At 63.0% G+C, this 16,195-nt stretch carries 14 protein-coding genes; 8 read left to right on the top strand and 6 right to left on the bottom strand.

Annotation, left to right across the window (positions count from 1 at the left end; all coding sequences use genetic code 11):
* The first annotated feature begins 35 nt into the window (after positions 1–35).
* The 3 genes from ACD590_RS34435 (at position 36) to ACD590_RS34425 (ending at position 3,617) form a co-directional block, all read left to right on the top strand.
* On the top strand, positions 36–722 hold the full coding sequence (locus tag ACD590_RS34435; RefSeq protein ID WP_047620457.1) for a response regulator: 687 nt from the start codon (positions 36–38) through the stop codon (positions 720–722).
* 2 nt (positions 723–724) lie between these two features.
* Positions 725–2,023, top strand: a complete 1,299-nt coding sequence (locus ACD590_RS34430; RefSeq protein ID WP_439004335.1) for a HAMP domain-containing sensor histidine kinase — start codon at positions 725–727, stop codon at positions 2,021–2,023.
* 139 nt (positions 2,024–2,162) lie between these two features.
* The gene (locus ACD590_RS34425; protein WP_439004334.1) at positions 2,163–3,617 is read left to right on the top strand and encodes an efflux transporter outer membrane subunit; all 1,455 of its coding nucleotides are present in this window, start codon (positions 2,163–2,165) and stop codon (positions 3,615–3,617) included.
* Between the two features lie 17 nt (positions 3,618–3,634).
* Here the strand turns inward: ACD590_RS34425 and ACD590_RS34420 are convergent, their stop codons facing one another.
* From ACD590_RS34420 to ACD590_RS34395, 6 genes are read right to left on the bottom strand one after another with little or no spacing between them, the layout of a single operon-like run.
* The gene (locus ACD590_RS34420; protein ID WP_439004333.1) at positions 3,635–4,471 is read right to left on the bottom strand and encodes an HpcH/HpaI aldolase/citrate lyase family protein; all 837 of its coding nucleotides are present in this window, start codon (positions 4,469–4,471) and stop codon (positions 3,635–3,637) included.
* Complete coding sequence (locus ACD590_RS34415; RefSeq protein ID WP_018246756.1) at positions 4,468–4,920, bottom strand: MaoC family dehydratase; 453 nt, start codon at positions 4,918–4,920, stop codon at positions 4,468–4,470. The genes ACD590_RS34420 and ACD590_RS34415 overlap by 4 nt, the downstream gene beginning before the upstream one ends.
* On the bottom strand, positions 4,920–6,788 hold the full coding sequence (locus tag ACD590_RS34410) for an acetyl/propionyl/methylcrotonyl-CoA carboxylase subunit alpha (RefSeq protein WP_439004332.1): 1,869 nt from the start codon (positions 6,786–6,788) through the stop codon (positions 4,920–4,922). Before ACD590_RS34410 ends, ACD590_RS34415 begins: the two co-directional genes overlap by 1 nt.
* Positions 6,789–6,795: 7 nt before the next feature.
* Positions 6,796–8,406: a carboxyl transferase domain-containing protein gene (locus tag ACD590_RS34405; protein ID WP_439004331.1), complete on the bottom strand. Its 1,611-nt coding sequence runs from the start codon at positions 8,404–8,406 to the stop codon at positions 6,796–6,798.
* Positions 8,403–9,548 carry an isovaleryl-CoA dehydrogenase gene (locus ACD590_RS34400; protein ID WP_128405261.1) on the bottom strand — a complete coding sequence of 382 codons (1,146 nt, stop codon included), beginning with the start codon at positions 9,546–9,548 and terminating at the stop codon, positions 8,403–8,405. Before ACD590_RS34400 ends, ACD590_RS34405 begins: the two co-directional genes overlap by 4 nt.
* 43 nt (positions 9,549–9,591) lie before the next feature.
* Entirely contained in the window at positions 9,592–10,677 is a 1,086-nt protein-coding gene (locus tag ACD590_RS34395) for an AraC family transcriptional regulator (protein ID WP_439004403.1), read from the bottom strand.
* 81 nt (positions 10,678–10,758) lie between these two features.
* On the opposite strand from ACD590_RS34395, the gene ACD590_RS34390 reads away from it, so the two are divergent.
* The 5 genes from ACD590_RS34390 to ACD590_RS34370 all read left to right on the top strand — a co-directional run bounded on the left by ACD590_RS34390 (position 10,759) and on the right by ACD590_RS34370 (position 16,194).
* Positions 10,759–11,526 carry a 3-hydroxyacyl-CoA dehydrogenase gene (locus ACD590_RS34390; RefSeq protein ID WP_439004330.1) on the top strand — a complete coding sequence of 256 codons (768 nt, stop codon included), beginning with the start codon at positions 10,759–10,761 and terminating at the stop codon, positions 11,524–11,526.
* Between the two features lie 23 nt (positions 11,527–11,549).
* Complete coding sequence (locus ACD590_RS34385) at positions 11,550–12,737, top strand: acetyl-CoA C-acyltransferase (RefSeq protein ID WP_439004329.1); 1,188 nt, start codon at positions 11,550–11,552, stop codon at positions 12,735–12,737.
* 16 nt (positions 12,738–12,753) lie between these two features.
* Positions 12,754–13,881, top strand: a complete 1,128-nt coding sequence (locus ACD590_RS34380) for an acyl-CoA dehydrogenase family protein (RefSeq protein ID WP_439004328.1) — start codon at positions 12,754–12,756, stop codon at positions 13,879–13,881.
* 65 nt (positions 13,882–13,946) lie between these two features.
* Positions 13,947–15,179 (top strand): 3-methyl-2-oxobutanoate dehydrogenase (2-methylpropanoyl-transferring) subunit alpha, encoded by a 1,233-nt coding sequence (locus tag ACD590_RS34375; RefSeq protein ID WP_168299744.1) that lies wholly within the window; start codon positions 13,947–13,949, stop codon positions 15,177–15,179.
* 1 nt (position 15,180) lies between these two features.
* On the top strand, positions 15,181–16,194 hold the full coding sequence (locus tag ACD590_RS34370) for an alpha-ketoacid dehydrogenase subunit beta (RefSeq protein ID WP_065277330.1): 1,014 nt from the start codon (positions 15,181–15,183) through the stop codon (positions 16,192–16,194).
* The last annotated feature ends 1 nt before the right edge of the window (position 16,195 follow it).

Here is a 16,195-nt window from a genome sequence, read left to right as displayed (position 1 = left end):
GTATGGCTTACCCGGATCAATGACGGACGAAGTGAATGAACAAGGTTCTCCTCATCGACGACGATGCCGAGCTGACGACGCTTCTGCAGGAATATCTGGTCGAAGAAGGATATGAGGTGGTCACGGATACGGACGGTCGCGCCGCGATTGCCGCTGCTGCGGGCAACACGGTCGATATTATCGTGCTCGACATCATGATGCCTCGGATGAACGGGATCGAGGTTCTGCAGAGGATCAGGAAGCTCAGCCAGGTCCCGGTCCTGATGCTGACCGCAAGGGGCGATGACGTCGACAGGATATCGGGTCTCAATCTCGGCGCGGACGACTATGTGCCGAAGCCATGCTCGCCGGGCGAACTTGCGGCGAGGTTGCGCGCCATCCTCCGTCGGGCAGGTCAGCCTGCGGCCGGCGCGACGACCGACACGATCAGGGCGGGAAAACTCGTGATTCATCCGAGCAGCAGGATCGCCGAATGGCGTGGAGAAACCTTGGATCTGACCGGCACCGAGTTCAGCCTAATCGAGGTGCTTGCCCGCAGCGCCGGCCAGCTCGTGTCGAAGCAGGAAATTTCGAAGCGGGCCTTCGGCAAGCCGCTGACCCCGTTCGATCGCCGCATCGACGTCCATATCAGCAGCGTTCGTCAGAAGCTCGGACTGAGGGAGGACGGACAATCCTGGATCCAGTCCGTTCGCGGCCAGGGCTATCAACTACTTGTGGACTGACCATGCCCCGGCTTTTCTGGAAATTTTTCGCGACGATCTGGTTGACGCTTGCAACGACGCTCACGGTCATCATCGTGATCGTCAACCTCTTTCAGATCCCGCCGCCTGGCCGCGATCGGGAATACCAGGAGCGAGCGATCATTCTGAAGCTGACGGCGAACGTGCTCGCAAGGGATGGGGAGGACGCCGCAGCGCGCTTCATCCGCACAAGTGAATATACGGTGCCACTGGGCCTGACGCTTTCGAAAACCATGGAGTCGCCTGCGTGCGGAGACGAGGGCAGGGCAGAGACGAAGTCCATTCTGAAGGACGGAATTTGCTACCGGATCTCCGTGGTGCCAGAAGCGAACTTCCTTCTCAACGTTGCGGACAACCTGGCGCTGCTGGTTCCTTGGCTTTCGATTTTCGTTTCGAGTACGGTCGCTGCCGCCGCACTCGCCCGCTATCTCATTCGACCCGTCGTACATCTGCGCGACGGCCTGAGCGCGCTCGCCCATGGCCGCTTCGACTTCCGTATCGGCAACCAGATGGCCGGCCGAAAGGATGAAGTCACCGCACTGGCGCACGACTTCGATTCCACTGCCGCGCGGCTTCAGGAGCTTCAGGATGCGCAGCAGAGGCTATTTCATGACGTCTCCCATGAATTGCGTTCGCCCCTGTCCCGTCTGCAGGCCGCCGTCGGCGTCCTTCGGCAAAGCCCGGCCAAACTCGGCGCCATGCTGGATCGGATGGACCGGGAGGTCGAACGGCTCGACGCGCTGGTCGGCGAAGTTCTGACGCTTGCCAGGCTGACCGCGGGCTCCGGCCTGCCGCTGAAGACCCAGGCCCTGGATGTCATCGAGCTCCTCAACGAAATCCTCGGCGACGCGGCATTCGAAGCCCAGGCACGGGAGGTCTCGATCACAACCAGTGTCGAGGGCACCTTCCGCGCCGAGGTCGAAGGTGAGCTGATCTACAGGGCGCTCGAAAACGTTGTCCGCAACGCCGTCAAATACACGGCCGAGCATTCGCACATATCAGTGGCTTGCGAGGCGACGACCGGCCGCCTCAAAATCTGCGTCACGGATCAGGGGCCGGGTGTCCGCCGAGACGAACTCGAACGGATTTTCCAGCCGTTCTCACGTGGTAAAGAGGCTGTGCCAAGAGGCGGATACGGCCTGGGTCTGGCCATCACCCGGCAGGCGATCGAACGCCACGGCGGGCGTGTACATGCGTCATTGCCGGATGCCGGAGGCCTGGCGGTCACCCTGGAGCTTCCCAGGAAGCCGGTACCCTATGGCTTGGCGGACGAACACACCTGAGGACCAATCGACGAAGCTCGAGGCGGTGGTGGATGAGGCCCCGCAACCCAGACTTTACCTAACTTTACAGTGTCTTTACCGCCATTAACGTTGGCGCCGCTAAGCCTGAACCTACGATCCCGGTTCAGAAAGCTCGCCAGTGAGTCCGTCGCTCTGCACAAGAATATCATCCCTCCGCTACGCCACATCGGCACTCACGCTTTTGGTGGCAGGCTGCGTCAGCGGCCCGGATCACGCTCCCCCACAGATGCCGCTTCCTGCTAAATTCCAAGAGGGCGGGACCAAGAGCAACGGCGATGTCGTGACGGCACAGTGGTGGACGGCCTATCGCGACAAGCGGCTCGACGGCATGGTGGCCCATGGCCTCAGCGAGAACCTCGATGTGCTGCAGGCGCTCGAGAGCATCAACTCGGCTTCCGCCAATGTCACGGTTGCCGGCGCCGGCGGCCTGCCGAGCCTAAGTGTCGACGCATCGCACACGGTATCCGGCGAGAGGGGGCGGCTCCGCACGACGGTCGGCACCGAGAATACCACAGGCGGCCAGGCCAGCCTTTCCTGGCTGCTCGACTTCTTCGGCCAATACCGTCGCTCGAAGGAGAGTGCCATCGCCTCGCTGGGGGCCGCCTATGCAACGGCCGACAACACAAAGCTCACTTTCCTGAAAGACCTGATCGAGAGCTATATCGACGCCCGTTATTACCAGGAGCGAATCGCGCTTTCACAGGCGAGCTTGAAATCCCGCCAACAGACTTACGAACTGACACAGCTGCAGCTCAAGGCAGGTGCGGCCTCCCGCCTCGACGTCGTTCAGGCCGAGGGCCTGGTACAGTCGACAAAGTCCGACATTCCCGGCCTCGAACAGAGCTTCACCGAGTCAGCCCATCACATTGCCACTCTGCTCGGGATGCCGGCGGCCTCGCTAATGAACGAGCTGCAGAAAAGCGCCGGCCAGCCGGTTTTCCGCGGCGACATTCGCGCCGGCATTCCGGCCGATCTCATCCGCAACCGTCCCGATATCCGCAAGGCTGAACGCGATCTGGCTGCAGCCGTTGCCGACATCGGCGCTGCCGAAGCCCAGCTCTACCCGTCGATCTCGCTCTCCGGTTCGATCTCGCCGAGCTGGGTCAAATCATCCGGTGCCAGCGGCGGAACCCTGACCAGCTGGTCTTTCGGACCGACGCTCAACCTGCCGATCTTCGATGGCGGCAAATTGCGTGCGAATGTCGATATCGAAAAATCCGATGCCAAGACCCAGTATCTCGCCTGGAAAGAGGCGGTGCTGAACGGGGTCCAAGAGGTGGAAAACGCCCTGTCTGCAGTCCGCCGCGACAGGCAGACGTTGGGACCGCTGCGCAGGCAGGTGGAAACGGCCCAGGAATCGCTCGCACTTTCGACCACGAGCTACAAGGATGGAGCTTCATCTCTGCTCGATGTGCTGGACGCGCAACGTTCGGTCTCCGATGCCCAGGCAAGCCTTGCAGCCACCGTACAGCAGGTTGCCAAGGACTATGTGGACCTCTACGTCGCCATTGGCGCCGGCTACCTGACGCAACAAGCGCAGAACGCTCCCGAGCGAACGGCGAAGTCAGACTAATTGGCGGAGCATTTGCTCTATCGCCCAGCCACATCGAGAATGCGGATCGCGAGCTTGAGATGCGGCAGGTCCAGCATGCGTCCGTCGAGCTGAATGACGCCTGCGTCGGGCCTGGCGGCAAAGGCGGCGGCGACTTTCTCCGCCCAGGCGATTTCGGATGCATCCGGCGTGAAGGCGTGATTGATCACTTCGACCTGGCTTGGATGGATGGCCATCATACCGGAAAAGCCGTCGCGCCGGGCGCGGCCGACATAGGCCCTGAGACCGTTGAGATCGCGGAAATCGGGATAGACGGTGTCGATTGCCTGGACGGCGGCGGCATGGGCGCCGAAAAGTGTGAGCGAGCGGGCAAGCTCGAAAGGTGGCGTATAGCGGCCATCCGTCCTCCGCGCGGTCGTAGCCCCCATCACGGCGGGCAAATCCTCAGCGCCCCATGTCAGGCCGCAGAGGCTGGTCGAGACATCCCGGTAGCTGCCGATCTCGAAGATCGCCGATGGCGTTTCGGTTGCGATCGGCAAGATGGGAATTGCAGATGCAAGAGAGCCTGCGAGCTTCAGCACCGAAGCGGCACCCTCGGCCTTCGGCAGCACGATTGCGAAAGGATGAAGGCCGCTCAAAGCGGTCAGGTCGTCTTCGAATTCTGGCGAGGCGAGGGGATTGATCCGAATCAGGAGATTGGTCTCGCCGGCATGATGCAGGACGAACTCGTGCACGCTCTCGCGCGCTTTCGGCTTGTTCAAGGGCGCAACCGAATCTTCCAGGTCGAGAATGACGGCATCGGCGCCTGAGGCGAGCGCCTTTTCGAAACGCTCCGGCCGGTCACCGGGCGCAAAGAGCAGCGAGCGCAGCCTCATGACGGCTTCACCTTCAGCATTGCCGTGCGCAGGCATTGGCAGACGGTTTCGCCGCGCTGGTTCAGAGTGATATGCCGGAAGGTGACGATGCCGGCATCGGGGCGGGAGTTCGAGCGACGCAGTTCCATCACCTCGGTTTCCACCCGCAGCGTATCGCCAATGAAAACCGGCTTTGGCATCGTCACCTTGTCATAGCCGAGATTGGCGACGAGCGTGCCGAGCGTGGTGTCGCCGACCGAAAGGCCGACGGTGAGCGCAAAGGTGAAGGTGCCGTTGACGACGATCCGGCCGAATTCGGTGCCGGCCGCATAATCGGCATCGAGATGCAGCGGCTGCGGATTATGGGAGAGCGTCGTGAACAGCAGATTGTCGGTCTCGGTGACAGTGCGACGGATGTCGTGGGCGATGCGGTCGCCGACCGTCCACTCGTCGAAATAACGGCCGGCCATCAATCCTGCTCCTTCACAACGCTGACGACGAGTTGGTTTTCCGAGACCCTGATACCCGAGGAAACCTGCAGTTTTTCGACGATGCCATCGAAGGGTGCGCGCAGCGAATGCTCCATTTTCATCGCTTCAACCGTCAGCAGGCGGTCCCCCTTGGCGACACGATCGCCTTCGGCGACATCCACCGAAATGACGAGGCCGGGCATGGGTGAAAGGATCGCGCCATCGCCGGCGCCCTGACTTGCCTCGACTTCGCTGGCAACGGGCAGGCGGATCGGCCAGGCATTGCCGGCGTCGAAAAGCACCGTCGTTTCACCGATCGTGACGGTCTTTGCTTCAAGCTCCCGACGCGATTGCCCCCAATGGAGGTGATCGCCGATACGGATACGCACCCTCCTGTCATCCGCGCCGGCGATGCGGAACCCGGCGAGCACGGACCAGGGATCACTATCCGTATTTTTTGAAAGCAGCACGGTGGCTGCGGTGTCGATCGCGATCTCGCTCGGCTCCGTCGCCACAAGGCTATCGCCATGCCGGTCGAGAAAGCCGGTATCGATCCGAGCTGCGCAAAAATCCGGATCGACGGCGATGCGAGCAAGCAGGCCGGCATTGGATTTGACCGGCCAGACCTCGATACCTGCGCAGGCGGCTGCGAGCTTCGAAAGTGCTGCCTCGCGGTTCGGTCCATGGGCAATGATCTTGGCGATCATCGGGTCATAGAAGGCGGTGATCTCATCCCCTTGCTCGACACCGCTATCGACACGGACGGACTCCGGCAGGCTGAGATGTTCAAGTCGGCCGGTCGAGGGCAGATAGCCGGCGGCAGGATTTTCGGCATAGAGCCGGGCTTCGAACGCCCAGCCGTTCATGGCGATCTCGTCCTGCATTTTCGGCAAGGGCTCGCCGCTAGCGACCGTCAACTGCCAGAGCACCAGATCCTCGCCAGTAATTGCCTCGGTGACGGGATGCTCTACCTGCAGGCGGGTGTTCATCTCCATGAACCAGATGCGATCTTCGCGAAGGCCCTCCGAGGCATCGGCGATGAATTCGATGGTGCCGGCGCCTACATAATTCACCGCTCTTGCGGCCTTTACCGCCGCATCGCAGATCACTGCCCGGGTAGCGGTGTCGAGGCCGGGAGCAGGGGCCTCCTCAATGACTTTCTGGTGACGGCGCTGCAGCGAGCAGTCACGTTCGAACAGATGAACGCAATTGCCGAACATGTCGGCGAAAACCTGAACCTCGATATGGCGCGGATTGGCGATATAACGTTCGATCAGCACGCGGTCGTCGCCGAAGGAGGCGGCCGCCTCCCGGCGGCAGGAGGCGAGAAGTTCTGCGAAATCTTGCGCGCGCTCGACGCGGCGCATGCCCTTGCCGCCGCCGCCGGCGACGGCCTTGATGAGCACGGGATAACCGATGGTGTCCGCCTCAGCCGCCAGCCTCTCTTCGCTCTGGTCCGGCCCGAGATAACCAGGGGTCACAGGCACGCCGGCCGCCTGCATCAATTCTTTCGCGGCATCCTTGAGTCCCATCGCACGGATGGCGGCAGGCGGCGCGCCGACCCAGATGATCCCGGCCTTTTCCACCGCTTCGGCAAACTCGGCATTTTCCGAAAGGAAACCGTAGCCGGGATGGATCGCCGCAGCGCCTGTTTGCCGGGCGGCCTCCAGGATGCGTTCCTGCGAGAGATAGCTTTCCCGGGCAGGCGAGGGGCCGATGGCGATCGCCTCGTCCGCCTCCCTTACGAAGGGCAGGCCGGCATCGGCCTCGGAATAGACGGCGATGGTGCGGATGCCGAGCATCTTGGCCGTGCGGATGATGCGGCGGGCGATTTCGCCCCTGTTGGCAATGAGAAGGCTTTCCATCATCGGCGCCTCACATCCTGAACAGGCCGAAGCGCGGCCCTTTCGGGATCGGCGCATTCAGGCAGGCGGAAAAGGCAAGGCCCAGCACATCCCGCGTCTGGCGTGGATCGATGATGCCGTCGTCCCAGAGGCGGGCGGTGGCATAATAGGGATTTCCCTCGGCCTCGTAGCCGGCGCGGATCGGCGCCTTGAAGGCATCCTCCTCTTCAATAGGCCAATTCTCACCGCGCGCCTCCATGGAGTCTCGGCGTATGGTGGCAAGCACAGAGGCCGCCTGTTCGCCGCCCATCACACTGATGCGGCTGTTCGGCCAGGTGAAGAGGAAACGCGGGCGATAGGCGCGGCCGCACATGCCGTAATTGCCGGCGCCGAAGCTGCCACCGATGATGACGGTCACTTTCGGCACGGTTGATGTCGCGACCGCCGTCACCAGCTTGGCCCCATCCTTGGCGATGCCGCCAGCCTCATAGCGGCCGCCGACCATGAAGCCGGAAATATTCTGCAGAAACAGCAAGGGTATGCGGCGCTGGCAGGCGAGCTCGATGAAGTGGGCGCCCTTCAGCGCGCTTTCGGAAAACAGCACGCCATTATTGGCGATGACGGCGACGGGCATGCCCCAGATGCGGGCAAAGCCGCAGACCAGCGTGGTGCCGTAGAGCGACTTGAATTCATGCAGTTCCGAGCCATCGACGATCCGGCCGATGACCTCGCGCACATCATAGGGCGAGCGCACATCATCCGGGATGAGGCCGCAGAGATCCTCGGCATCGAGTTTCGGCGGCTGTGGCTGCTTGAGGTCGATATCGACTGATTTCACACTGTTGAGTGTGCCTGCGATATCACGAACGAGCAGCAGCGCATGTTCATCGTTCTCGGCGACATGATCGACGACGCCGGAGCGCCGCCCATGGGTCTCGGCGCCGCCAAGCTCTTCGGCCGAGATGATCTCGCCGGTCGCGGCTTTCACCAACGGCGGGCCGGCCAGGAAGATCGTGCCCTGATTGCGCACGATGACCGTTTCGTCGGACATGGCGGGCACATAGGCGCCGCCGGCGGTGCAGCTTCCCAAGACGCAGGCGATCTGCGGAATGCCTTCGGCCGACATCTGGGCCTGGTTGTAGAAGATCGCGCCGAAATGGTCGCGGTCGGGAAAGACTTCGGCCTGATGCGGAAGATTGGCACCGCCGCTATCGACCAGATAGAGGCAGGGCAGCCGGTTCTGCATGGCGATCTCCTGCGCCCGCAGATGTTTCTTCACCGTCAGGGGGTAATAGGCGCCGCCCTTCACCGTCGCGTCATTGGCGACGATCATCACCTCGCGGCCGGAAACGCGGCCGATGCCGGTAATGATGCCGGCGCCGGGCGCCTCGTCATCATACATGCCGTTGGCCGCCAGCGTGCCGATCTCCAGGAACGGGCTGCCGGCATCGAGCAAGAGCTGGATGCGGTCGCGCGGCAGCAGCTTGCCCTTGCCGGTGTGGCGCTCGCGTGCTGTCTGCGATCCACCCTCGCGCGCTTTCGCCGAACGGTCGTAGAGTTCGTCGATAAGCGCCTTGTTCTTGCTGGCATTGGCCTTGAAGCTGTCACTGTCGCGGTCGATCGCAGTCGAAATCACCGTCATGATGCGATGAGCTCCCGGCCGATGAGGTAACGGCGGATCTCGTTGGTACCGGCGCCGATATCGTAAAGCTTGGCGTCGCGCAAAAAGCGTTCGACCGGCCATTCCTTGGTATAGCCGGCGCCGCCGAGCGCCTGGATCGCTTCCAGCGAGACCTTCACAGCATTCTCGCTGGCAAAGAGGATCGCAGCAGCTGCATCCGTGCGCGTCGCGCGGCCGGCATCGCAGGCGCGAGCGACGGAATAGACATAGGCGCGCGCCGAATTCAGCGCCACATACATATCGGCGATCTTGCCCTGCATCAGCTGGAAATCGCCGATCGCTTTACCGAACTGTTTGCGATCGCGCACATAGGGCAGCACGACGTCGAGGCAGGCCTGCATGATGCCGAGCGGTCCGGCGGCAAGCACGGCGCGCTCGTAATCGAGGCCGGACATCAGGATCTTCACGCCTTCTCCCTCCCGGCCCATCAGGGTCTCGGCCGGCACCGCGCAATCCTCGAAGACCAGTTCGGCCGTGTCGCTGCCGCGCATGCCGAGCTTGGAGAGCTTCTTGGAGACGCTGAAACCGGGCAGGCCCTTTTCGATGATGAAGGCGGAAATGCCTTTCGGGCCGGCTGCGGGATCGGTCTTGGCATAGACAACAAGCACATCAGCATGCGGCGCGTTGGTGATCCAGAACTTGGTGCCGTTCAGAATATAGCGGTCGCCCTTTTTCTCAGCACGCAACCGCATGGAGACGACATCGGAACCGGCGCCGACCTCCGACATGGCGAGCGAACCGACATGTTCGCCGGAGATCAGCTTCGGCAGGTGGCGGCGCTTTTGTTCCGGCGAGGCCCAGCGGCGGATCTGGTTGACGCAGAGATTGGAATGGGCGCCGTAACTGAGCCCCACGGAGGCCGAGGCGCGCGAAACCTCTTCCATGGCGACGACATGATCGAGATAACCAAGACCGGCGCCGCCGAATTCTTCTTCGACGGTGATTCCATGCAGGCCGAGCGCGCCCATCTCAGGCCAAAGCTGGCGTGGAAATGTGTTGCTTTCGTCGATCTCCGCAGCCAGCGGAGCAATATGATCGGCGGCAAAGCGCGCCGTCGTTTCACGGATCGCGTCCGCGGTTTCGCCGAGCGAAAAATCAAACATGGCACTCCTCCCGCTGAAATATGTAGCGCGGGTTGCGGCCGGGTCAAAGTGTCCTTGATTGCAATGGCTCAACCAATTGCGAGAGAGCGTCCTCCCGGCGAAAGACCTCGGGGCTCTTGCCCATCCATTTCCGGAAGGCCCGGAAGAAGGCGCTCGGCTCGGAATAGCCGAGCTGCACGGCAATCTCACCGATGGACATCGACGTGTTCAGCAGCAGTTCGACGGCGAGATCCCGGCGGATGTCGTCCTTGATGGCGGCATAGCTTTGTCCCTCGTCGTGCAGACGGTGGCGGAGCGTGGAGGGCGGCATTCGCATATCGGCGGCAAGCTCGGTAAAGCGCGACCAGGCAGCCGGCGTGGCCAGATTCAGGCGCCGGCGGACGGCGGCGGCGATACCGGCATCATAGCGATAGCGCACCAGAATATTGGCGGGCGCGCCGCGCAGGAACTGTTTGAGCGCCTGTTCGCTGCGCGCCACCGGCAGGTCGAGCAAGGCGCTGTCGAAGCCGAGCCGGCTGATGGTTTGCGAGAAACGCACTGGCGCGCCGAAGAAGAGCCGATAGTCGGCGCCTTGTTTGGGCTCCGCGCAGCGGAAATCGACGAGCCGGATCGGAATGCGCCGGCCGACCAGCCAGCAGGTGATGCCGTGCAGGATGATCCAATAGGTGCGATAGGCGAAGGCTGAACGCGGGCCGCCGGCATCCGTGAGCTCGACCTCGGCCAGGCCGTCGCGGATGACGAGCCGTCCCCTGGGATCGTCGAGCACGACATCGAGGAAACGCAGCGCTCGGCGCAGGGCGTGGCCTAGCGTTGGCGCATGCAGCACAGAGTGGCAGAGCAGCGTGAAGCTGCCGCCGCGCATCGGTCGGCCGCCCATACCGAAGAATTCGTCGTCGAGCTCGGCGGCGATTGCCAGCCAGAGCGCGCCATAGGTCTCGGCCGACACCGGTTGATCGACCAGCGGCGGCAGTCCCACACGCGCAAGAATAGGCTCTGTCGGCTTGTCCAGCCGCCGCAGGCTGTCGAGAGCCTCCTCGACAAAGGCCGGTGCAATCATGCGTCGCTCGATTTCGGCCATCGCGCCCTCTCTATGGCAAAACTGTCCGAAATAATGGAGCAGTTCTGTCATCGCTTGCAATAGGCCGACGGAATAGAATCCTGTCATTCGGCTGAGCCTGGAGGAGGCGCGGCCGGCAGGAGGAACAGGTCCATGCTGATCCGAGGTGCAAGTTTCATCGTGACCGGCGGCGGCTCCGGCCTCGGCGCGGCAACAGTGCGCATGCTTGTGGAGGCGGGTGGACGGGTGACAATCGCCGATCTCAACGCGGAAGCCGGTCAGGAAATCGCCCGGGAATTCGGAAGCGATGCCCGTTTCGTCAAGGTCGACGTGACCGATGGCGAGGAAGGGGCGGTGGCGGTTGCCGCTGCCGTCGAAGCCTTCGGCGACTTGCGCGGATTGGTGAATTGCGCAGGCGTCGCACCGGCCGAAAAGGTGATCGGCCGCGACGGACCGCATCGGCTGGAGAGTTTTGCCCGCACGGTGAGCATCAATCTCATCGGCACATTCAACATGATCCGGCTGGCAGCCGCAGCGATCCAGACTACCGAGCCGGATGCTGAAGGCGAACGCGGCGTCATCGTCAATACGGCCTCGGTCGCCGCTTTCGACGGCCAGATCGGTCAGGCAGCTTACGCCGCCTCCAAGGGCGGGGTGGCGGCGATGACCTTGCCGATCGCCCGCGAACTTGCTCGTCACGGCATTCGCGTGGTGTCGATCGCACCCGGCATCTTCGAGACACCGATGATGGCTGATATGCCGGCCGAGGTTCAGGCGGCGCTCGGCAAGAGCGTGCCCTTTCCACCGCGGCTCGGTCGGCCGGCGGAATTTGCCGGGCTGGTACGCCATATCTTGGAAAACAACATGCTGAACGGCGAGGTCATCCGCCTCGACGGCGCATTGCGGATGGGCGCGCGGTGAGCGCTACGCCCGAAGGAGGAAAGATGGTTTTGCAGGATCCCATCGTCATCGTTGGTGCGGCGCGCACCCCGATCGGCAGCTTTCAGGGAGAGCTGAAGGAGGCGACAGCGCCGGAACTGGGAGCAACGGCGATCCGCGCGGCGCTGCAGCGCAGCCGCGTTGAGGCCGATGCGATCGAGGAGGTCGTCTTCGGCTGCGTGCTGCCGGCCGGGCAGGGGCAGGCGCCGGCGCGCCAGGCGGCGATCCATGCCGGTCTGCCGTTTGCGACTGCGGCGAGCACCGTCAACAAGATGTGCGGCTCAGGCATGAAGGCGGTGATGATGGCGCATGACCTGATTGCCGCCGGCAGCGCCTCAGTGGCGATTGCAGGCGGCATGGAAAGCATGACGAATGCGCCCTATCTCCTTGACAAGGCCCGTGGCGGCTACAGGCTCGGCCATGGGCGTGTCGTGGATCACATGTTCCTCGACGGGCTGGAGGATGCTTATGACAAGGGGCGCTTGATGGGCAGCTTCGCGGAGGATTGCGCCGAGGCCTATCAGTTCACACGTGAGGCGCAGGATAATTACGCCATCGCCTCGCTGACGCGGGCGCAGAAGGCGATTGCGGAAGGCTGTTTCGAAAGCGAAATCGTGCCGGTCACGGTAAAATCGGGTAAAGCCGAGCAGGTGGCGAGCCGGGACGAACAGCCCGGCAAGGCGAAGCTCGACAAGATCCCGACGCTGAAGCCCGCCTTCCGCGACGGCGGCACGGTGACGGCCGCCAATTCCAGCTCGATCTCCGATGGCGCGGCAGCCCTGGTGCTGATGCGTCGCTCCGAGGCGGAGCGTCGTGGCCTCAAGCCGCTCGCCACTATTCTTGGCCATGCCACGCATTCGCAGGCGCCCAATCTTTTTGCCACTGCACCGATCGGCGCACTGCAGAAACTGTCCGATCGCACCGGCTTGCCGCTGTCGGAGGTCGATCTGTTCGAAATCAACGAGGCTTTCGCCGTCGTCGCCATGGCGGCGATGCGCGATCTCAACCTGCCGCATGAAAAAGTGAATGTGCATGGCGGTGCCTGCGCGCTCGGCCATCCGATCGGCGCCTCGGGAGCCCGGATTCTGGTGACGCTGCTTGCAGCACTGGAGCGCTACGCCCTGAAGCGCGGCATGGCCGCGCTCTGCATCGGCGGCGGCGAGGCGACCGCCGTTGCCATCGAACGGCAATAGGAGAGGGAGAGAACAGATGATCCTTTCCGACCTCCAGCAGCAGATCTCAGATCTCGCCCGCGACTTTGCCCGCGACCGGCTGGCGCCGGGGGCGGCCAAACGCGACCGGGAGCATCTCTTCCCGCGCGAGGAACTGAAGGAGATGGGTGAACTCGGGCTGCTCGGCATGCTGGTGCCGGAAGCCTATGGGGGATCGGATACCGGCGTGGTCGCCTATGCCGCGGCGCTGGAGGAAATTGCCGCGGGTGACGGGACGTGTTCGACGATCATGAGCGTGCATAGCTCCGTCGGCTGTGTGCCGATCCTGAAATTCGGTACCGAGGAGCAGCGGCAGCGCTTCCTGCCGAAACTGGCAAGCGGAGAATGGATTGGCGGCTTTGCGCTGACCGAGCCGCAGGCCGGTTCCGATGCCTCGAACCTGAAGACCCGGGCGCGGCGTAACGGCGACCACTACGTGATCGACGGCTCCAAGCAATTCATCACCTCGGGCAAGAACGGCGATGTCATTATCGTCTTTGCCGTTACCGATCCCGATGTCGGCAAGAAGGGCATCACCGCCTTCATCGTGCCGACGGATACGCCGGGCTACGAGGTGATCCGCGTCGAGGAAAAACTTGGACTGCATTCCTCCGATACCTGCCAGATCGCCTTCAACAGCATGCGCATTCCGGCAGAACTCAGGCTTGGCGCGGAAGGCGAGGGCTATCGCATCGCACTCGCCAATCTCGAGGGGGGACGGATCGGCATCGCGGCGCAGGCTGTCGGCATGGCGCGGGCGGCCTTTGAGGCCGCGCGCGACTATGCCAAAGAGCGCACGGCCTTCGGCAAGCCGATCGTCGAGCATCAGGCCGTTGCTTTCCGCCTTGCCGATATGGCGGTGCGGATCGAGGCGGCCCGGCAACTTGTTTTTCATGCCGCCTCGCTCAGGGAGGCCGGGCTGCCCTGCATGTCGGAAGCCTCGATGGCGAAGCTCTTTGCCTCCGAGATGGCCGAGCGCGTCTGCTCCGATGCGATCCAGATCCATGGCGGTTATGGCTACATGGCTGACTATCCGGTTGAGCGCATCTACCGCGATGTGCGCATCTGCCAGATCTATGAAGGAACGAGCGACGTGCAGCGCATGGTGATCGCCCGCAACCTATAAGAACCACATCCGGCCCTGCTTCTGGAGGAGAGGAGCAAGGCCGGCAAAGGGAGGAAAGAAAAAGCATGGTGGATTCCGCTCGGTTGAGCCTGCATGTTCCCGAACCCGCCGTTCGCCCCGGCGGTCAGCCCGATTTTTCCAACGTCAAGATTGCCAAGGCCGGTTCGGTGCCACGGCCGGAGGTGGATGTCGCATCCGAAGATATCCGCGACCTCGCCTATTCCATCATCCGTGTATTGAATCGCGAAGGCGAGGCGGTCGGTCCCTGGGCAGGGTCGCTCTCCAATGAGCAGTTGCTGACCGGGCTTCGCAACATGATGAAGCTGCGCGCCTTCGACGCCCGCATGCTGATGGCGCAGCGGCAGGGCAAGACCTCCTTCTATATGCAGCATCTCGGCGAAGAGGCCGTCAGCTGCGCCTTTCGCAAGGCGCTCGAGAAGGGAGACATGAATTTTCCGACCTATCGCCAGGCAGGCCTGCTGATTGCCGACGACTATCCGATGGTCGAGATGATGAACCAGATCTACTCGAACGAGAGCGATCCCCTGCGCGGCCGGCAATTGCCGATCATGTATTCCTCCAAGGAACATGGCTTCTTCACCATCTCGGGCAATCTCGCCACCCAATATGTGCAGGCCGTCGGCTGGGCGATGGCCTCGGCGATCAAGAATGACAGCCGCATTGCCGCGGCCTGGATCGGCGACGGATCGACGGCGGAATCGGATTTCCACTCGGCGCTCGTTTTCGCCTCGACCTACAAGGCGCCGGTCATTCTCAACATCGTCAACAATCAATGGGCGATCTCCACTTTTCAGGGCATCGCCCGCGGCGGCTCCGGCACCTTCGCTGCCCGCGGCCTTGGCTTCGGCATTCCGGCGCTGCGTGTCGACGGAAACGACTATCTCGCCGTCCATGCCGTCGCCCGCTGGGCGGCGGATCGCGCGCGGCGCAATCTCGGCCCGACGCTGATCGAATATGTGACCTATCGCGTCGGCGCCCATTCGACCTCCGACGATCCGAGCGCCTATCGGCCCAAGACGGAATCGGAGGCATGGCCGCTCGGCGATCCCGTGCTGCGGCTGAAGAAACATCTGATCGTCAAGGGTGCATGGTCGGAGGAGCGGCATGTGCAGGCCGAAGCCGAAATCATGGACGAGGTAATCGAGGCGCAGCGCCAGGCAGAGGCGCATGGCACGCTGCATGCCGGCGGCAGGCCTTCGGTGCGCGACATTTTCGAGGGCGTCTATGCCGAGATGCCGCCGCATATCCGCCGCCAGCGGCAGAAGGCGGGGTACTGACATGTCAAGAATGACGATGATCGAGGCCGTGCGCAGCGCCATGGACGTCTCAATGGCGAAGGACGACAATGTCGTCGTTTTCGGCGAGGATGTCGGCTATTTCGGCGGCGTCTTTCGTAGCACGCAGGGCCTGCAGGCAAAATACGGCAGAACGCGCTGCTTCGATACGCCGATCAGCGAATCCGGAATCGTCGGCACGGCGATTGGCATGGCCGCCTACGGGCTGAAGCCCTGTGTCGAAATCCAGTTCGCCGATTACATGTATCCGGCCTATGACCAGCTGACGCAGGAGGCGGCTCGCATCCGCTACCGGTCCAACGGCGATTTCACCTGCCCGATCGTGGTGCGCATGCCGACCGGCGGCGGAATCTTCGGCGGCCAGACGCACAGCCAGAGTCCGGAGGCGCTTTTTACCCATGTCTGCGGGCTGAAGGTGATCGTGCCGTCCAATCCCTATGACGCCAAAGGCCTGCTGATCGCGGCGATCGAGGATCCCGATCCTGTCATGTTCCTGGAGCCGAAGCGCCTCTATAACGGCCCCTTCGATGGCCATCACGAGCGGCCGGTGACGCCCTGGTCGAAACACGACCTCGGAGAGGTGCCTGACGGCCACTACACCATCCCGATCGGCAAGGCCGAGGTGCGTCGCGTGGGATCGGCGGTGACCGTGGTTGCCTACGGCACCATGGTGCATGTGGCGCTTGCCGCAGCCGAGGATGCCGGCATCGATGCCGAGGTGATCGATCTTAGAAGCCTGCTGCCGCTCGATCTCGACACGATCGTCAACTCAGTCTCGAAGACGGGTCGCTGTGTCGTCGTGCATGAGGCAACCCTGACGTCCGGCTTCGGCGCCGAAGTCGCGGCGCTGGTGCAGGAGCATTGCTTCTATCATCTCGAAGCGCCGGTCGTGCGCGTTGCCGGCTGGGACACGCCCTATCCGCATGCGCAGGAGTGGGACTATTTCCCCGGTCCCGGCCGTGTCGGGCGGGCGCTTGCCGAAGTCATGGAGGCTTGAG

This window comes from Rhizobium sp. 862_C5_N1_2 (assembly GCF_051811205.1).
Classification (GTDB): domain Bacteria; phylum Pseudomonadota; class Alphaproteobacteria; order Rhizobiales; family Rhizobiaceae; genus Rhizobium; species Rhizobium leguminosarum.
Note: the sequence above shows the minus strand (reverse complement) of the source record. Positions and strands in the feature narration are given on the sequence as shown.